This is a genomic window from Pseudoalteromonas denitrificans DSM 6059, assembly GCF_900112265.1.
GTDB lineage: Bacteria > Pseudomonadota > Gammaproteobacteria > Enterobacterales > Alteromonadaceae > Pseudoalteromonas > Pseudoalteromonas denitrificans.
In genome coordinates this window covers 62,872-79,693 of record NZ_FOLO01000006.1, presented here as the reverse complement: position 1 = coordinate 79,693, position 16,822 = coordinate 62,872, and the positions used below count along the sequence as shown (strand labels likewise).

Here is a 16,822-nt window from a genome sequence, read left to right as displayed (position 1 = left end):
TATGATAGACTACTTCCTATATAAAATACCCCTACTTAATGAGGGGGCTATTGAGAGTATTTTTGTTGTTAAAAGTTGAAAATATTACATGCATTCGACAAGACCGTTGCTTATTTGAGAACTTAAGTTTTGAATTACCTCAAAGTACAATAATGCAATTAGAAGGTCCTAATGGTGCAGGTAAAACGTCTTTATTTAGAATTTTAGCTGGCTTTACCCGATTAGAGCAAGGTAAGCGTTTTTGGTTTGGTAAAAATGTTGTCGATGACGAAGAAACCTTTTTGTCTGAATTACTTTATATCGGCCATAAAACGGGTGTAAATACACAGCTTAATGCTGTTGAAAATATTCGCTTTTGGCAAGAAACTCATGGTTATACCCATATTTCAAAAAATGATGTGTCTGATTGTTACGATTTATTAGCTAACTTAGGGTTAGTCGGCCTTGAAGATATTCCGGTAAGAATGTTATCCGCAGGACAGCAACGTCGTGTCGCTTTGGCAAGGTTATGGATATCAGAAGCAAAATTATGGATGTTAGATGAACCTTTTACTGCAGTTGATAAAAAAGGGGTTACTTTACTTCAAGAGCAATTTAAGAAGCAGTTAGCCAGAGGCGGAAGCGTCTTTTTAACATCACATCAAGATTTAACTGAACATTTTGAAGACTTAAAAATATTGTCTTTGGAGTATAAAATTTGATGCAAAGACAATATTCATATCGCCAGCTATTCATTTCTGTTTATAAAAAAGATGTTTTACTGGCATTTAGGCAGCGTTCTGAAATTATTAATCCGTTATTATTTTTCTTGATTGTCATTAGCTTGTTTCCTTTGGGAATTGGTCCTGAACCTCAGTTATTAGCACGTATGGCGCCAGGTATCATTTGGGTGGCTGCACTTTTATCAACTATGTTAGGTTTAGATAAAATATTTAGAGATGATTATCAAGATGGTTCTTTGGAACAACTTCTTGTAAGCCCGTATCCAACTTCGCTTATTGTTATTGCTAAGGTAACAGCTCATTGGTCTATTACTGGTTTACCTTTAGTTTTGTTATCTCCTATGTTTGGTTTGTTGCTTAATTTAGATTCAAATGCTATGCAAGCTGCAATTATTACTTTGTTAATAGGAACACCGTTACTAAGTTTAATTGGTGCTATAGGCGCTGGTTTAACTGTTGGTTTACAAAAAGGGGGGATTTTACTGAGTTTATTGGTACTACCTTTGTACATTCCTGTACTTATTTTTGCAACTTCAGCAATAGATACCAGTGCGATGTCATTGGATTATACAGGGCAACTTGCAATTTTAGGTGCAATGTTGGCTATTGCTTTGGTTATGGCACCATTTGCGGTGTCATCGGCATTGAAGGTAAGTGTAAGTTAATTTATTTTTATATTGTTGTTTATATTCAATATAATTGCGTTGTTTCGTGTTTAAAAAAGTGTGGATTTGTTATGTGGAAGTGGTTACATCCTTATGCTAAGGCGCAAACAGCCTATCGATTGTGCAATACTCTGCTACCTTATTTTGCTGTGGTAGCAGTCGCGAGTATTATCATAGGTTGGGTTTGGGGCTTAGGCTTTGCGCCAGCTGATTACCAACAAAAAGATAGTTATAGAATAATTTTTATACATGTGCCATCAGCTATTTTGTCTATGGGAGCATATTCTTCTATGGCAATCGCTGCATTCATAGCTTTAGTATGGCAATTAAGAAATGCTGAACTAGCAGTGATTGCTATTGCACCTGTTGGTGCAGCAATGACTTTAATTGCTTTGATCACAGGTGCTGCATGGGGGAAACCTATGTGGGGGGCTTGGTGGGTTTGGGATGCCAGATTGACCTCTGAGCTTATTTTATTATTTTTATATTTAGGCGTGATTTCTCTTTATAATGCTTTTGAAGATAAAGGCAGTGCAGGAAGAGCTTCCTGTATTTTAGCTTTAGTAGGTGCCATTAACTTACCAATTATTCATTTCTCTGTTGAATGGTGGAATACATTACATCAAGGTGCAACTATTACTAAATTTGATGGTGGGGCAATAGATGCAAGTATGTTTTGGCCTCTGATGGTTAATATTTTAGCCTTTGCCGCATTTGTTGGTACTGTTGTTTTAATGCGATTAAAGAATGAAATATTGTTACGTGAAAAACATCGCCCTTGGGTGAAAGGTTTAATTACAAATCAAACTCAATTAGAAAATCAAAATGTTGGAGATAAAAATGCAGTTTAATTCTTTTTCAGATTTTATTTCTATGGGCGGGTATGGTTTCTATGTTTGGTTATCATTTGGAAGTTGTGCTTTGATATTGCTTGGTATTTTTTTAGATAGTAAATTGAGTCATCAACGTACATTAAACGCAGTTAGTAAACAATTAGAGCGTGAAGCACGCATTAAAAAAGCAAAACAGGAGTCAAAATAATGAACCCAAGAAGAAAAAAACGCATGATGACGGTACTTGCGGTTGTTTTTGGTTTAGGCACTGCTGTGGCTTTGGTACTTTATGCGCTGGAAGGTAATATTAATTTATTTTATACCCCTACAGAGTTAGTTGAAGGTAAAGGCCCTGAAAAACAAAAACCATTTGTAGGTCAAAAATTAAGAATCGGTGGCATGGTTGTGCCAGGTTCGGTTCAGCGTGATCAGGATTCATTGCATGTTGAATTTAAACTAATGGATACCGGACCAACGGTTAAAATAATTTATCAAGGGATCTTGCCTGATTTATTTAGGGAAGGTCAGGGGATAGTCGCGCAAGGAAAGCTCATTGCACCAAATACAATTGAAGCATTTGAAGTGCTTGCAAAGCATGATGAAAAATATATGCCTCCGGAAGTAGCCGAAGCTGTTAAAGGTATTAAACATGAAAAACCAGTTTACAACACAGTTAAAGGAGACAGCTAAATGATCCCTGAACTGGGTTATATCTCTCTAACAATTGCGTTAGGTTTGTCCATTTTATTATGTATTTATCCTTTATGGGGAGCGTATACAAATAACTTGAGATTGATGCGTGCGGCACCCGCTTTGGCTTTAGGTCAGTGTGTATTTGTTTTTCTTTCTTATGCAGCACTTGTTTATGCCAGTTTAACTGATGATTTTACGCTGGTATATGTTGCAAGTAATTCAAGTAGCAGCTTACCTTGGTACTATAAAATAACCTCAACCTGGGGAGGGCATGAAGGTGCAATGCTTTTATGGGTTGTTATGCAAGCAGGTTGGACTGCGCTTGTATCTATTTCATCAAAATCATTACCTTGGCCGCTTCGTGCACGTGTTTTAGGTGTATTAGGTTTTTTAGGTGTTGGTTTTATGGTTTATACCTTGCTTATGTCGAGCCCTTTTGAATCTTTATTACCTTATTACCCTGTAGAAGGGCATGATCTAAACCCGCTATTACAAGATCCAGGCATGATAATTCATCCGCCATTACTTTATATGGGTTATGTCGGTTTATCAGTTACTTTTTCTTTTGCTATCGCCGCATTATTAACCGGGAAACTTGATAATACTTGGGCTAAATGGTCTCGACCTTGGACTATAGCTGCTTGGTTATTTTTAACATTAGGCATTGCATTAGGAAGTTGGTGGGCATATTCAGAACTTGGCTGGGGTGGTTGGTGGTTCTGGGATCCTGTTGAAAATGCATCGCTAATGCCTTGGTTAATCGCAACTGCATTATTACATTCCTTAGCTGTAACAGAAAAGCGCGGCGTTTTTAAATCTTGGACAGTTCTACTAGCGATTGCAGGCTTCTCATTTAGCCTTTTAGGCACCTTTATTGTACGTTCTGGAGTATTGGTTTCTGTGCATGCTTTCACCACAGATCCTGGACGAGGCATGTTTATATTGGGTTTTCTCGCAATTGTTGTTGGTGGTAGTTTAGCTTTATATGCAATGAGAGCGTCAAAGGTAAATAGTGCCGGACGCTATCGTTTGTTTTCACGAGAAGTTGCTTTATGGTGTAATAATATTTTGCTTTGTGTTGCAACCTTGATTGTAATGTTAGGGACTTTGCTGCCTTTAGTTCATAAAGAACTTGGTATGGGTTCTATTTCAATAGGTGAACCTTTCTTTAATGAAATGTTCAGTTATTTATTAGTTCCTTTTGCTTTTATTTTAGGTATTGCACCACTATTGCGTTGGAAGCAAAATAAATTTAATGCACTGCAAAGTAAACTTGCTCTAGTTGCCATTATTAGCATAGTGATCACTGGAGCTTGGTTATATTCAAGTTACGATTTTGTTGCGCCCATTACATTTATGGCCGTGTTATTAGCTGTTTGGGTTTTTGTTTCAACTTTATTTGATATCGTAGAAAAAACTACAAAACAAACAAGTATAACCTTAGGCCTGAAGCAACTGACTAATAGCTATTGGGCTATGGTGAGTGGTCATATCGGTTTTGCATGTGTAGTTATGAGTGTAGCCTTAACATCGGCTTACTCCGTTGAGCGCGATGTAAGAATGCATCCGGGTGAGCAAGTTCAGTTAAATGGATATGAATATCACTTTGATGGCATAAAAGAAATTATAGGTGCAAATTATACTGGTCATGCTGCTGTTGTAAGTGTGCACTCTGAAGGCGAGAAAGTGGCAGAGTTACATGCTGAAAAACGTCGATATAATGTGGGTATGCAGTTTATGACTGAAGCGGCAATTGATGCTTCATTAGCCCGTGATTTATATGTTGCGTTAGGCGAACAGTTAAATGATGGTGCTTGGGCCCTTAGAATTTATCATAAGCCTTATATTCGTTGGATGTGGTTGGGTGGTTTAATTATGGCCTTTGCTGGATTACTTATTTTATTAGATAAACGCTATCGGGGCACATCAAGCGCTGAACAAAGGCAAAGTGGTAAAATAAAAACAGTGCCATCAGCTGAGGTACAACTATGAGTTCTGACAATAAAAAGAGTAAATTAGTATTTGCTGTGCCATTGATCATTTTTTTATTATTATGTGTATTTTTATTTAAAGGGTTATTTTCAAATCCAAGAGAATTGCAAACAGGTCGTTTAGGCCAAGCAGTGCCCGCATTTACATTACCGGATTTAATGGTCGATGATAAACTTTGGTCTGATAAAGATTTGGCCGGTAAAGTATATTTAATTAATGTTTGGGGTACTTGGTGTACAACGTGCTTAGTTGAGTTGCCATATCTAACCAAGCTTCGTGAGCGCGGTGTTAACATTATTGGTCTTTATCTTGAGCAGGGTTATGATCCAGATTTTGATGGTGAATTTAATATCCAAGCATTAAGGGATGAAGTCTCTCAAATGCTTGCCCGTACTGGTAACCCATATCAATACAATATATTTGATTTAAATCGTAGCTTAGCTTTTGATTTAGGTGTGTCTGGTGCACCTGAAACATTTTTAGTTGATAGTAAAGGTGTTATTTTATTACACCACACAGGTGATTTAAATGAGCGCATATGGCGTGCCAAATTCGCTTCTAAGTTTACCGAGTTAAAAGAGGTTAAGTTGTAGTAATGAAATATTTCCTTTTTGTATTATTAATGAGTTTTTCAGCTGTTACTTTTGCTGTTGAAGAAGCGCAAACTTTTCATAATGAACAGCAAGCAAAACTGTTCAAAGAATTGAGCTTAGAGCTAAGGTGCCCAAAATGTCAAAATCAAAACATTGCAGACTCTAATGCTGTTGTGGCTAAAGATTTACGTGATAAAGTGATTGAACTTGTAAAGAAAAATGAATCTAAAGATTATATTGTTGATTATATGATTGATAGATATGGTTATTTTGTACATTACAAGCCGCCTGTTACAGCATCTACTTTAGTACTTTGGATTTTACCCATTTTATTCGTATTAATTGGTTTTGGCAGTATCGTTTTTCGTCAAAAAAAATCATCGTTAAAGCAAGATTGGTCAGATAAAGATGAAGACAAATTGTCTAAATTAATTTTGAAATATCAAAATACATCAGTGGAAGATAAACAGGAGTTGAGTTAATGATATCACTTTGGTTCACCATGTTTGTTTTAGTATTAGTTGCAACATTTTTTGTGATTATACCTTTTATCCGAAAATCAGATGTAACTGCAGAACATTTATTACAAAGTAGTGGTGAAAATGAGCAGCGTATTCAAATCTATCATCAACGTTTAGCTGAATTAGATGATGATGTTCAGTTATCAAAAATGAGTAATGAAGATTTTAAATCTGCAGTTATTGAATTAAAACGCGGATTATTAAACGAACTTTCACCTGAGAAAAACCTCAATTTCAGAGGAAATAACGTTACTTTATTGGTTGCCGGTAGTTTATTTTTATTGAGCTTTACTGTTATTTTTTACTCTTTATCTGGGAATCATAATCAATTAATTCAATGGGAAAAAGCACAGTTAGCACTACCTCAGTTAGGTGAACGTGCCATGATGCAAAAAGGTGAACCTTTAACCTCAAATGAACTGCAACAGTTTGCATTAGCATTAAGGACTAAAATAGCTAAGCAAGGCGAAGATGAAATGGCCTGGATGCTCTTAGGGCAGGTCAGTATGTCATTAGGTGATTATAAAATGGCCATGCAAGCATTTGATAAAACACTTGTAATAAACCCAAATAATGTCACTGTTTTACTTAGTTATACTCAGTTAATACTCATTAGTGGTAACCCAGATTATAATCGAGCTGGAAGAATGCTAACTAATATTTTGGCTGTAGAGCCTAATAATTTTGATGCTATTTCTTTGTTAGGATTAATAGCATATGAACGTGGTGACTTAGCTGAAGCCAAATCTGCTTTTAATGTATTGCTATCTTCAATGAGCAAAGATGATGAACGTTATTTAATGATTAAGTCGCGTGTAGATGAAATTACAGCTAAGCTTACGCCATCTTCAACAAAGACTGATGACACTCTTGGTGCTCAGTCTCAGCTGAGAAAGACTTCAACTGACGCTTCATTTAACAAATTTGAACAAAGTTCTTCTGGACAGGCTAATGCTATAAAAGTGACAATTACGTTAGCAGAAAGTTTGATTCAAAAAATCCCTGATAATGCAACACTATTTGTTTTTGCTAAGGCTGTTTCTGGACCTAGAATGCCGTTAGCTGTTGTGAAAAAGAATGCATTCAGTTTTCCTTTAGACGTTGTTTTGTCTGAAGAGAATGCAATGGTTGAAGGGGTGTCAATAGCAAAGTTTGAGCAGGTAATTATTACTGCTAGGGTTTCAGTTGATGAAAATGTAATGTCTGCTGCTGGAGAACTTCAAGGGCAAAGTAAAGTTATTGAAGTTAAAAATTCACCTAAAGTAAATGTCTTAATTGATCAACTACTTTAATAAGGAATCTTAATGCTTAAAAATGGCGTGCTTTTTCTCATTTTATTTTCACTGATTGGCTGTGCTCAAATACCAGTAGAAAATCAAGATGATCGAGATCCTCTGCAAACAGTCAATCGACCTGTTTATGACTTTAATATGGATATTTTAGATTCATATATTTTAAGACCTGCAACTGTTGGTTATGTTGCAATAACACCACAGCCAGTACGTCGAGGTTTACTTAATTTTGCGGAGAATATCAATGAACCCGTTGATGGCATAAATGCAGCGCTGCAAGGGAAGGTTGGTAACGCAGGGGTAAGTGTAGCGCGATTTTTAATAAACTCAACAGTGGGAATATTTGGTTTTTTTGATGTTGCATCTGAGATAGGTTTAGAGCAAATTGATGAAGATTTTGGTCAAACCTTGGGTGTTTGGGGTGTTGATGATGGTGCTTATCTGATGCTGCCTGCTTATGGCCCTAGTACTGCAAGAAATATATCAGGTGACGTTATTGATGGTTTTGTGATCCCTTCTATCGCTTTATCTATGCCACAATCATTTTTGTTATTTGCAATAAAAGCCTTAGAAGCTAGGGCATCTTTAATTCCTCAAGAAGCGTTATTGAATGAATCTTTAGATCCTTATATATTTGTAAAAGAAGCGTATTTACAACGTCAAGTATATGACCTTTATGATGGTAACCCTCCGTTAGAGGAAGAGGTTGAAGACTTTGATGAAGACTTCTTAGAAGAGCTTTAAAATAAATAATAACCAAGAAAAGCTTGAATATCATATTCAAGCTTTTTTATTTGAACTCGTTTTATTTAGACATTGCATCCATTTGCGTATTAGCCCAGTTTACAGCGTCATGATATGCATCAGGTATGCTTTTAACATCTATTTTTAAACGCTCAGAAATAACTTTAGCATCATCCCATTGGGCTAGTTCATAATGTTCAACTAAAGAAAGGTAATCAGCGATAAGTCCTTCTTTGTTGAGAATTGCATCTTTAATCTCAATTGATAACGGCAGTTTTTCTAAAATGTCTTCCATTTTTTGATCTAATATTCCGTCAATTAAAGAAAACATGCCAGCTAAAAAGGCCATTGCAGTATCTTTCATTTGTCCATGTTTAATCGCTAAACATTCAGCAAACCTTGCACGAGTAAGCGATAGTCGCATTAATTCAGGGGGTTTTGTTGAAGCAACTTGTGCTGTGAATAGTACGGATAAGAATTTTTTTAGTTCTTCTAAACCTAACACGACCAACGCTTGCTTGATTGTACTGATTTCTGCTCTGCGATTAAATGCAGCTGAGTTTGTATAGCGTAATAATTTATAAGCTAAGTTTACATCGCGTTGAAAAACATCTGTGATTTTTTTCAAATCCATTTCTGGTTGAGAGGTTTCATAAAGCAGTTCAGCCAAAGTCATTTGTGATGGTGCTAGATTTTTACTCTGAATGACTTCTGGTTTTGAAAAGAAATAACCTTGAAAATATTCAAATCCCATATCTAATGCAGCCTGAAACTGCTCATGAGTTTCAACTTTTTCAGCTAAAAATTTCACATTGGGAAACTCTGAAACATCTTTAATAACATTTTGAATTTCATCCATCTGCATTTCTAAAAAATCAATTTTAATAATATCGATATATGGATAAAAATGCTTCCACACAGGGTTGTGAATGTAATCATCTAATGCAAGGGTATAGCCTAAATCTTTAAGCTCTTTAACGATAGCGAGTAGTCGCTTGCCTGGTTGTACGGTTTCAAGAATTTCAACGACAACTTGCTCTTTATTTAGCATCGTTGCATAACGTTTTTGAAGTGTTTCAAGTGTAAAGTTGATAAATGCAGGTTTATCGCCTGTCATATCATCTAAACCAAGCTGGCTACCTTCAATTAATTTTGAAGTTGCTTCATTTTCATCAATATTTGGAAATACATTGTCTAAGCTATCACGGAATAATAACTCATAAGCAAAGAGTTTTTTGTTGCGATCTAATATTGGTTGTCTTGCTGCGTAAAAATACATAAATTATGGACCTGTATCCTAAATGCTCAGTTTATTGTTCTGCTACTTCGAATATATTGTAAATGGGAGATTTTTTCATTATAAATTTTAAATTATCTGATCCTATTGTGTCATTTTTCATCTAATTCAGTCTTTATAGTTATGTTTGTTTGTAAATGTATTTAGGGTGTTTTCGTTTTAACTACATAGGTTATAGTAGTATTGATTTCTTCAATAATGTTATTATTCACGCAATAATAATTAATTTGTTTGGAGATTAGCTTGGAATTAGGTACTCTCGTTTCTTTGGCTATTTATTTTATGGTCATGTTAGGCATAGGTCTTTATGCTTATAAAAAATCAACTAGTGATGTATCTGGGTATATGTTGGGTGGTCGAAGTCTGAGCCCTAGTGTTGCGGCATTATCTGCTGGTGCTTCAGATATGAGTGGCTGGATGCTGATGGGATTACCAGGTGCTATGTATCTTTCTGGTATTAGTAGTCTATGGATAGGTATAGGTCTTGTTATAGGCGCATTTTTAAATTATTTAATCGTTGCTCCTAGGTTACGTACTTATACTGAAATTGCGAATGACTCTATTACCATCCCTGATTTTTTTGAAAATCGATTTGAAGATAAGTCTCGTATGTTAAGACTGGTTTCTTCTGTTGTTATTATCGTATTTTTCACTTTATATACCTCATCAGGGATAGTTGCTGGCGGTAAATTATTTGAATCATCATTTGGCATGAATTATGAGTTAGGTCTTTATGTTACTGCTGGTGTTGTGGTTGCTTATACTTTGTTTGGTGGTTTTTTAGCGGTAAGCCTGACTGACTTTGTTCAGGGTTGTATCATGTTTGTTGCTTTAATTTTAGTGCCATTTGTTGCAATAAATGAAGTTGGCGGAATAGACAAAATGCATGAGTCTATTACAGCTATCAATCCTGAATTATTAAATATGTTTAATGGCGTGAGCTTGCTAGGAATTATCTCTGCAATGGCATGGGGATTAGGCTATTTTGGTCAGCCACATATTATTGTAAGATTTATGGCGATTCGTTCAGTTAAAGATATGCCTGTTGCAAGACGTATAGGAATGAGCTGGATGATAGTATCGCTGATAGGTGCAATGGCGACGGGTTTTGCTGGCATTGCTTATGTTGCGTCAACGGGAATTCAATTAGATGATCCGGAAACAATATTCATTTTACTCTCACAGATCTTATTTCACCCATTAATTGCAGGTTTCTTATTGGCTGCAATTTTAGCTGCAATTATGAGTACGATATCATCTCAATTATTAGTGACTTCTAGTTCATTAACGGGTGACTTTTATCAAGCATTTTTAAATAAAGAAGCAACGGATAAGCAGTTAGTTTTAGTTGGTCGTATCTCTGTATTTTTAGTGGCTTTAGTCGCTATATTCTTAGCGTATGATAGAGATAGCTCTATTCTTACATTAGTCAGTAATGCATGGGCTGGTTTTGGTGCTGCGTTTGGTCCTGTTGTGATATTAAGTCTTTACTGGAATAAAATGAATCGTAATGGTGCGTTAGCTGGCATGGTTGTAGGTGCTGCAACAGTATTGTTCTGGATATATGCGCCAATTACAATAAATGGTCAATCGCTAAGTGCAACTATGTATGAGTTAGTACCGGGCTTTATTTTATGTACTTTGACTATCATTATGGTAAGTAAGCTCTCAGGTGAACCTGACAAGTCAGTTTCAAGTAAGTTCGATGAGATGCTTAAGGAACATTAAATTTTTCAAGGAAATTTAAATAAGGCCATTATCTGGTATTATTTTTAGCTAATAAAAAAGCATATTCAAACTATGAATATGCTTTTTTTGTCGTTGTAATTATTGCCAGATAGTAGCCTTAATAGAAGGGCTATTATGCTTTATCTTCAATACCAACAATTAACCAAGGAGAGTCAGCTTGAGTGAGATTTCTTTCTAAATGCCAAACTTCATCAATAACTTGCTCATCTGTTTGCTCTGTTAAATCACGGTACTTACCCGAAAACTTAACACTGACTTCCCATAAAATAGGGCTAGTATTTGCTCTGGCTAATTCACAATCTACAAACACAACTTGCGTATCAACGTTTTCAACATCTTTTCTTTCAGCTGTTAACTCGTTAAATAATTCAATTGAAACATATTCTTGAATTGTTTCTAAATTATTTTCATTCCATGCTTTTTGAAGTGTATGGTAATGATCATTAGCACCTTTTAAGAACCCACTTACATCAAAACCTTGAGGTAAGTTAAATGGGACTTCTTCAGACTGTTTAGCAGAGCCTGTTGTAAATGGTGTTACATTATCTTTTTGCTGCTGATTAGAAAAATTCTCACTTTGAGGGCCAGCATAAGCAGATTGTGTTTGTGCTTTTTTCTGCATAAAGCTTTTAAATAATTTGAATAATACAAATGCGACCAATGCCATCAATAGCATATCCATCATTTGCAAGCCTTCAAAGTCACCACCCATCATAGAGGCTATCAAGCCACCCATAAGTAGGCCACCAAAAATCCCGGCCATTAAGCCTTTTTTACTTGAAGATTTCTTTGGCTCTGTTTTTTGCTGTGTAGTTGTATCTGTTTTTTTTGCTTGAGTAGTTTGTTGTGTTTTACCTTTGCTACGGCTGCCAAATTTTTTTCGGGCTTCGGAATCAAAGCTGGTTCCTAGCATTAAAGTAAAAAGCGTAAAGATTATAAATAGTTTTTTCATAACTGACCTGTTTAAAAATAATTCGGTCACGATTGTAGAGTCTACAAAGTGCTTGTCAATGTGAAATGGAGAATAAGTACGTGGTTGTTTTAAAATTTAAAATAATATAATAAAAATATAAGCTTAACTTAAAGTTTGATTACTGTTCAGTTGAAATTTAGATGAGTGAATTTGAGTGGTTTCCCCCCGCGAAAATACGGGGGAGAGTTGGTTAAGCTTCCCAAATGATATTATCAGCGAGTTGCTTTTGATATTTATTTAAGCTTTGGCCTTTATCGCCGACCATAATGATGTTTGCTTTTTTAGTTTGATAAATTTGACCATTAAAGCGTTCATTCTTGAATTCAGATTCTGCCTTATAGCCATTTATCGAAGGCACAATAAATAAGGTTACCGGCCCTTGTTCGGTTTGAAATACTAAATGTAAGCTCCTTTGACCGTCAAAATCACAAAAAGTGGAATAAGTAATTTCACCTGGTAACTTAGACACGTGCCCACCAAAAGATGCTAGTTGTGTATTTACTTGATCTATTTGATATCTTCTATCCGTTGGATCCAGTGAACGAATTTCATGATTTACATGTGCTAATGCATGTTGTCCTATATCTAATGGCCCTTGCTTTAAAGAGAAATTAACTAAAACACTAAAACTAAATGCAACCGAGGCTGCAATTGCTAAATGTACTCGGCGTTTTTTCTTTTCAACTCTGTGAGAATCAATCGCTTGATTTAGGATTAACTTACTTGCTAGATTTTCTGGTACAGGAATATTTAACGCTTGCTCAATATCCTTGTCTAGCTGTTTTATATCATTCATGAACTTTTTTCGTTCAGGATCCGTTTGTGCAAACTCATCTAATAATGGATCTTGCACATGGGGTTCTGCATAAAGGCGGCGGCGAAATTCTAGCTCATCCATACTATTTTACTCCTCTTATTTGATCTTGAGGGTTTGTCATTGAGTCTTTTAATTGGTTTCTTGCTCTAAATAGTCGAGTCATTACGGTATTTTTATTCAGTTCTAAAATGGTACTAATTTCTTCGCCTGAACATCCCATGACTATTTGCAATAATAAAGGCTCTCTATATTCATCAGGCAATTTCATTATTTGACGTTGTAAATTTGTTTGCTCCATATTCTGCTCAAGAGAATCAGTTGTTGTATCAACTAGGGTATCTTGTTCAACATCAGAGTAATCAAATTGTTTACGCTCAAAACGGCGTGCGTTTTCTCTTCTTAATATTGTGATCAGCCAAGACTTCGCTGCTTTTTGATCAAGCAATGAGTCTAATGAGCGCCAAGCACGTAAAAAGGTTTCTTGTAATACGTCTTCAGCAATGCTGGGATCTCTGCATAACCAACATGCAAACCTATAAAGTTCGCTGTGGTATGTTTGAACCAGTGCTTCATAACGTTTTTGTTTATCAGCCATATCCAATATGACCTGACGATCAGATTTTTTATTTCCGAACATTGTAATTATTCTTATATTTTTTTGATGGCTATATTATCAATAGCCCTGAGGTGAAAGTACAGGTAAACACAATATCATTTATTATTTTTTACATTATTCATTAAATAGTCAGTTTAGAGCTAATAAAAGCGTGTTTTTTTTGCTAATATTTGCGCCTTATAATTTAAGCTTGGCTTTATGGAGCAATTGAATGTTTGAAGTGAACCCTGTGATGAATCAAATCAAGGATATTCGCGAAAGAACCGATATGCTTAGGGGGTACCTTTGACTACCCTCTGAGAAAAGAGCGGTTAGAAGAAGTGAATGCTGAACTTGAAGATTCTGCAGTATGGAATGAACCAGAGCGCGCACAAGCGTTGGGTAAAGAAAAGTCATCATTGGAAGCAATAGTTGAAACAATTGATGTTTTAGACGCCGGTGTTGAAGATGTAGAAGGCTTAGTTGAATTAGCTGTTGAAGCCGAAGATGAAGATACCTTTGTTGAAGCACAATCAGAAGCTCAGGCTCTAGTTATACAATTAGAGAAACTTGAATTTCGTCGCATGTTCTCTGGTGCGCAAGATGAAAATAACGCATATTTAGATTTACAATCAGGATCAGGCGGAACAGAAGCCCAAGACTGGTGTGAAATGTTGCTTCGTATGTATTTACGTTGGGCTGAAGCTAAAGGTTTTAAAGCACAAGTCATTGAAGTAACGCCAGGAGATGTTGCGGGTATCAAAGGTGCAACAATTCAAGTATCAGGCGAATACGCTTATGGTTGGTTACGTACAGAAACAGGCGTACACCGTTTAGTACGTAAAAGCCCATTTGATTCAAGTGGCCGTCGCCATACATCATTTGCTTCTGCGTTTATTTACCCAGAAATAGATGACAATATAGAAATCGATATTAATCCTGCTGAATTACGCATTGATGTATACCGAGCATCAGGTGCGGGTGGTCAGCACGTAAATACCACTGAATCAGCAGTACGTATTACACACGTACCAACAAATACGGTTGTGCAATGTCAAAATGAACGTTCACAACATAAAAATAAAGCGCACGCAATGAAACAACTTAAAGCTAAGTTGTTTGAGCTAGAGTTACAAAAGCAAAATTCTGAAAAGCAATCTCAGGAAGATGCTAAATCAGATATTGGTTGGGGTAGTCAAATTAGATCTTATGTACTTGATGATTCTCGTATTAAAGATTTACGTACGGGAATTGAAAACCGTAATACTCAAGCTGTACTAAATGGTGACTTAGATAGATTTATTGAAGCAAGCCTTAAATCAGGCTTGTAATTAATATAACGAATAGATAATAGAATCGATAAAGAGTTGAAAATGACAGATCAAATTCAAGATGAAAATAAGCTAATTGCAGAACGTAGAGGCAAATTAGACGCAATCCGTGAAAACTGCCCCGCAAATGGTCACCCTAACCAGTTTAATCGTGAACATTATACTTTGGACTTACAAGCTGAGTTTGGCGAAAAGTCAAAAGAAGAATTAGTAGAATTAAACCAGGTAGTATCAATTGCGGGTCGTATTTTAGCTAAACGTGGTCCTTTTTATGTTGTACAAGACATGAAAGGCCGCATTCAAGCATATGCAGCAAAACCAGTACAAAAAGATTTAAAAGAAAAATATGGTCAATTAGATATCGGTGACATTATTGGTGTAACGGGTGCGTTAAATAAATCAGGTAAAGGTGATTTATACGTAGATATGGCTGAGTATCAGTTATTAACTAAATCATTACGCCCATTACCTGAGAAATTTCATGGTCTATCTGATCAAGAAACTAAATACCGCCAACGTTATGTTGACTTGATCACTAACGAAGAGACACGTAAAACATTCCGTATCCGTTCTAAAGTCGTTGAAGGTATTCGTCGCTTCTTAGCTGAGCGTGACTTCATGGAAGTTGAAACGCCAATGTTACAAACTATTCCTGGTGGTGCAACGGCTCGTCCATTTGAAACACATCATAATGCGTTAGATATCGATATGTATTTACGTATTGCACCAGAGCTTTACCTTAAGCGTTTAGTTGTTGGTGGTTTTGAGCGTGTATTCGAAATCAACCGTAACTTTAGAAATGAAGGTTTATCTACCCGTCATAATCCAGAGTTCACTATGATTGAATTCTACCAAGCATATGCTGACTATAATGACCTAATGAACTTAACGGAAGATATGTTACGTACAGTTGCTACTGACGTACTTGGTTCACCTATTGTGATTAATACAACAAAAGATGAAGCGGGTGAAGTTGTCGATACAGTTGAGTATGATTTTGGTCAACCATTTACACGTATTACTATGGCAGATGCAATCTTAAAGTATAATCCAGATTTTAAAGCTGAAGTTTTTCAAGATCCAGAAAACCATTTTGAGGAATTGAAAGCTTACGCAAAACAAGTAAACGTTCGAATTCCTGAAAAGTGTGTTTGGGGTCCAGGCAAGTTTTTATGTGAGATATTTGAAGAAACAGCCGAGCATAAATTGATTCAACCTACTTTTATTACAGCATATCCTTGGGAAGTATCGCCATTAGCGCGTCGTAATGATGATAATGCATTTGTAACTGATAGATTTGAATTTTTTGTTGGTGGCCGTGAATTAGCTAATGGCTTCTCAGAATTAAATGACGCAGCTGATCAAGCTGAGCGTTTTTCGCGTCAAGTTGAAGAAAAAGATGCAGGTGATGATGAAGCGATGCATTTTGATGAAGATTACATTCGTGCACTAGAGTATGGCTTACCGCCAACGGCTGGTGAAGGTATTGGTATTGATCGTTTAGTAATGTTATTTACTGACTCACCGACAATTAAAGATGTTATTTTGTTTCCGCATATGCGTCCAGAAGCTGAGTAAAGTTATTTATTCATTATTAAATAATAAAACGCCGCAATAGCGGCGTTTATTTTTTGTTTTATTTAAGCTAAATAAATACTTTTTTGAGTTGATTTTACTCTAATGAAACATAAAATAAGCAATGGTGTGTAAAGTCTGAGCAGACAATAAAATACCTTGTAAAAAGGTTTGACTTATTTTTTGAATTCTTTATTATACGCCCCAACAAGACGGAGAGGTGGCCGAGTGGCCGAAGGCGCTCCCCTGCTAAGGGAGTATAGGGTTTGTAGCTCTATCGAGGGTTCGAATCCCTCCTTCTCCGCCATTTATTTTATATATGGTGTTGTCTTGTTAAGTAATTATGAAGTGGGCGCATAGCTCAGCTGGATAGAGTACCTGGCTACGAACCAGGCGGTCGGAGGTTCGACTCCTCCTGCGCCCACCACTT

17 protein-coding genes and 2 tRNA genes are annotated in these 16,822 nt (G+C 36.1%); 15 read left to right on the top strand and 4 right to left on the bottom strand.

Features of this window, described 5'->3' with window-relative positions:
• The first annotated feature begins 50 nt into the window (after nt 1-50).
• From ccmA to BM088_RS05875, 10 genes are all read left to right on the top strand, one after another.
• Nucleotides 51-701 (top strand): cytochrome c biogenesis heme-transporting ATPase CcmA, encoded by a 651-nt coding sequence (gene ccmA / locus BM088_RS05920; protein WP_245763766.1) that lies wholly within the window; start codon nt 51-53, stop codon nt 699-701.
• Nucleotides 701-1,387, top strand: a complete 687-nt coding sequence (ccmB, locus tag BM088_RS05915; protein WP_091981501.1) for a heme exporter protein CcmB — start codon at nt 701-703, stop codon at nt 1,385-1,387. The genes ccmA and ccmB overlap by 1 nt, the downstream gene beginning before the upstream one ends.
• Nucleotides 1,388-1,458: 71 nt before the next feature.
• Nucleotides 1,459-2,238, top strand: coding sequence for a heme ABC transporter permease (locus BM088_RS05910; protein ID WP_091981497.1), 780 nt, complete (start codon nt 1,459-1,461; stop codon nt 2,236-2,238).
• On the top strand, nt 2,228-2,428 hold the full coding sequence (ccmD, locus tag BM088_RS05905; protein ID WP_091981493.1) for a heme exporter protein CcmD: 201 nt from the start codon (nt 2,228-2,230) through the stop codon (nt 2,426-2,428). Before BM088_RS05910 ends, ccmD begins: the two co-directional genes overlap by 11 nt.
• Nucleotides 2,428-2,910 (top strand): cytochrome c maturation protein CcmE, encoded by a 483-nt coding sequence (ccmE, locus tag BM088_RS05900; protein ID WP_091981490.1) that lies wholly within the window; start codon nt 2,428-2,430, stop codon nt 2,908-2,910. The genes ccmD and ccmE overlap by 1 nt, the downstream gene beginning before the upstream one ends.
• Entirely contained in the window at nt 2,911-4,905 is a 1,995-nt protein-coding gene (locus BM088_RS05895) for a heme lyase CcmF/NrfE family subunit (RefSeq protein WP_091981487.1), read from the top strand. It begins immediately after the preceding gene.
• Nucleotides 4,902-5,498: a redoxin family protein gene (locus BM088_RS05890; RefSeq protein ID WP_091981484.1), complete on the top strand. Its 597-nt coding sequence runs from the start codon at nt 4,902-4,904 to the stop codon at nt 5,496-5,498. The genes BM088_RS05895 and BM088_RS05890 overlap by 4 nt, the downstream gene beginning before the upstream one ends.
• 2 nt (nt 5,499-5,500) lie before the next feature.
• Nucleotides 5,501-5,980, top strand: a complete 480-nt coding sequence (locus BM088_RS05885; protein ID WP_091981480.1) for a cytochrome c-type biogenesis protein — start codon at nt 5,501-5,503, stop codon at nt 5,978-5,980.
• Entirely contained in the window at nt 5,980-7,311 is a 1,332-nt protein-coding gene (gene ccmI / locus BM088_RS05880; protein WP_091981477.1) for a c-type cytochrome biogenesis protein CcmI, read from the top strand. The genes BM088_RS05885 and ccmI overlap by 1 nt, the downstream gene beginning before the upstream one ends.
• A gap of 12 nt (nt 7,312-7,323) precedes the next feature.
• Complete coding sequence (locus BM088_RS05875; RefSeq protein ID WP_091981474.1) at nt 7,324-8,055, top strand: MlaA family lipoprotein; 732 nt, start codon at nt 7,324-7,326, stop codon at nt 8,053-8,055.
• Nucleotides 8,056-8,116: 61 nt separating this feature from the next.
• On the opposite strand, the gene BM088_RS05870 is transcribed toward BM088_RS05875, so the two are convergent.
• Nucleotides 8,117-9,334: an EAL and HDOD domain-containing protein gene (locus BM088_RS05870; protein ID WP_091981470.1), complete on the bottom strand. Its 1,218-nt coding sequence runs from the start codon at nt 9,332-9,334 to the stop codon at nt 8,117-8,119.
• Nucleotides 9,335-9,595: 261 nt separating this feature from the next.
• Between BM088_RS05870 and putP the strand changes: the two genes are divergently transcribed.
• Nucleotides 9,596-11,080, top strand: coding sequence for a sodium/proline symporter PutP (gene putP, locus BM088_RS05865; protein WP_091981466.1), 1,485 nt, complete (start codon nt 9,596-9,598; stop codon nt 11,078-11,080).
• A 133-nt stretch (nt 11,081-11,213) separates the two neighbouring features.
• On the opposite strand, the gene BM088_RS05860 is transcribed toward putP, so the two are convergent.
• From BM088_RS05860 to BM088_RS05850, 3 genes are all read right to left on the bottom strand, one after another.
• On the bottom strand, nt 11,214-12,053 hold the full coding sequence (locus BM088_RS05860; RefSeq protein ID WP_091981462.1) for a Tim44 domain-containing protein: 840 nt from the start codon (nt 12,051-12,053) through the stop codon (nt 11,214-11,216).
• A 211-nt stretch (nt 12,054-12,264) separates the two neighbouring features.
• A complete protein-coding gene (locus BM088_RS05855; protein WP_091981458.1) occupies nt 12,265-12,972 on the bottom strand; it encodes a DUF3379 family protein in 708 nt (235 codons plus the stop codon).
• 1 nt (nt 12,973) lies between these two features.
• The gene (locus BM088_RS05850; protein ID WP_091981454.1) at nt 12,974-13,528 is read right to left on the bottom strand and encodes a sigma-70 family RNA polymerase sigma factor; all 555 of its coding nucleotides are present in this window, start codon (nt 13,526-13,528) and stop codon (nt 12,974-12,976) included.
• A gap of 190 nt (nt 13,529-13,718) precedes the next feature.
• Here BM088_RS05850 and prfB point away from each other — a divergent pair.
• The 4 genes from prfB (at nt 13,719) to BM088_RS05830 (ending at nt 16,819) form a co-directional block, all read left to right on the top strand.
• Nucleotides 13,719-14,817 (top strand): peptide chain release factor 2 gene (prfB, locus tag BM088_RS05845; RefSeq protein ID WP_143085039.1). Its coding sequence is split into 2 segments (ribosomal slippage): nt 13,719-13,793 and nt 13,795-14,817, totalling 1,098 coding nucleotides; the frame shifts between segments, so codons are not numbered across the junction.
• A gap of 42 nt (nt 14,818-14,859) precedes the next feature.
• The gene (lysS, locus tag BM088_RS05840) at nt 14,860-16,395 is read left to right on the top strand and encodes a lysine--tRNA ligase (protein ID WP_091981450.1); all 1,536 of its coding nucleotides are present in this window, start codon (nt 14,860-14,862) and stop codon (nt 16,393-16,395) included.
• Nucleotides 16,396-16,606: 211 nt separating this feature from the next.
• A tRNA-Ser gene (locus BM088_RS05835) sits at nt 16,607-16,699 on the top strand.
• A gap of 43 nt (nt 16,700-16,742) precedes the next feature.
• Nucleotides 16,743-16,819: transfer RNA gene (locus tag BM088_RS05830), tRNA-Arg, on the top strand.
• Nucleotides 16,820-16,822 lie beyond the last annotated feature (3 nt).

Coding starts and splice junctions, on each gene's coding strand:
- BM088_RS05885 (WP_091981480.1), top strand. CDS start 5,501: ATGAAATATTTCCTTTTTGTATTATTAATGAGTTTTTCAGCTGTTACT.
- ccmE (WP_091981490.1), top strand. CDS start 2,428: ATGAACCCAAGAAGAAAAAAACGCATGATGACGGTACTTGCGGTTGTT.
- BM088_RS05870 (WP_091981470.1), bottom strand. CDS start 9,334: ATGTATTTTTACGCAGCAAGACAACCAATATTAGATCGCAACAAAAAA.
- BM088_RS05855 (WP_091981458.1), bottom strand. CDS start 12,972: ATGGATGAGCTAGAATTTCGCCGCCGCCTTTATGCAGAACCCCATGTG.
- BM088_RS05860 (WP_091981462.1), bottom strand. CDS start 12,053: ATGAAAAAACTATTTATAATCTTTACGCTTTTTACTTTAATGCTAGGA.
- BM088_RS05895 (WP_091981487.1), top strand. CDS start 2,911: ATGATCCCTGAACTGGGTTATATCTCTCTAACAATTGCGTTAGGTTTG.
- BM088_RS05890 (WP_091981484.1), top strand. CDS start 4,902: ATGAGTTCTGACAATAAAAAGAGTAAATTAGTATTTGCTGTGCCATTG.
- lysS (WP_091981450.1), top strand. CDS start 14,860: ATGACAGATCAAATTCAAGATGAAAATAAGCTAATTGCAGAACGTAGA.
- ccmI (WP_091981477.1), top strand. CDS start 5,980: ATGATATCACTTTGGTTCACCATGTTTGTTTTAGTATTAGTTGCAACA.
- ccmD (WP_091981493.1), top strand. CDS start 2,228: ATGCAGTTTAATTCTTTTTCAGATTTTATTTCTATGGGCGGGTATGGT.
- BM088_RS05910 (WP_091981497.1), top strand. CDS start 1,459: ATGTGGAAGTGGTTACATCCTTATGCTAAGGCGCAAACAGCCTATCGA.
- BM088_RS05850 (WP_091981454.1), bottom strand. CDS start 13,528: ATGTTCGGAAATAAAAAATCTGATCGTCAGGTCATATTGGATATGGCT.
- ccmB (WP_091981501.1), top strand. CDS start 701: ATGCAAAGACAATATTCATATCGCCAGCTATTCATTTCTGTTTATAAA.
- BM088_RS05875 (WP_091981474.1), top strand. CDS start 7,324: ATGCTTAAAAATGGCGTGCTTTTTCTCATTTTATTTTCACTGATTGGC.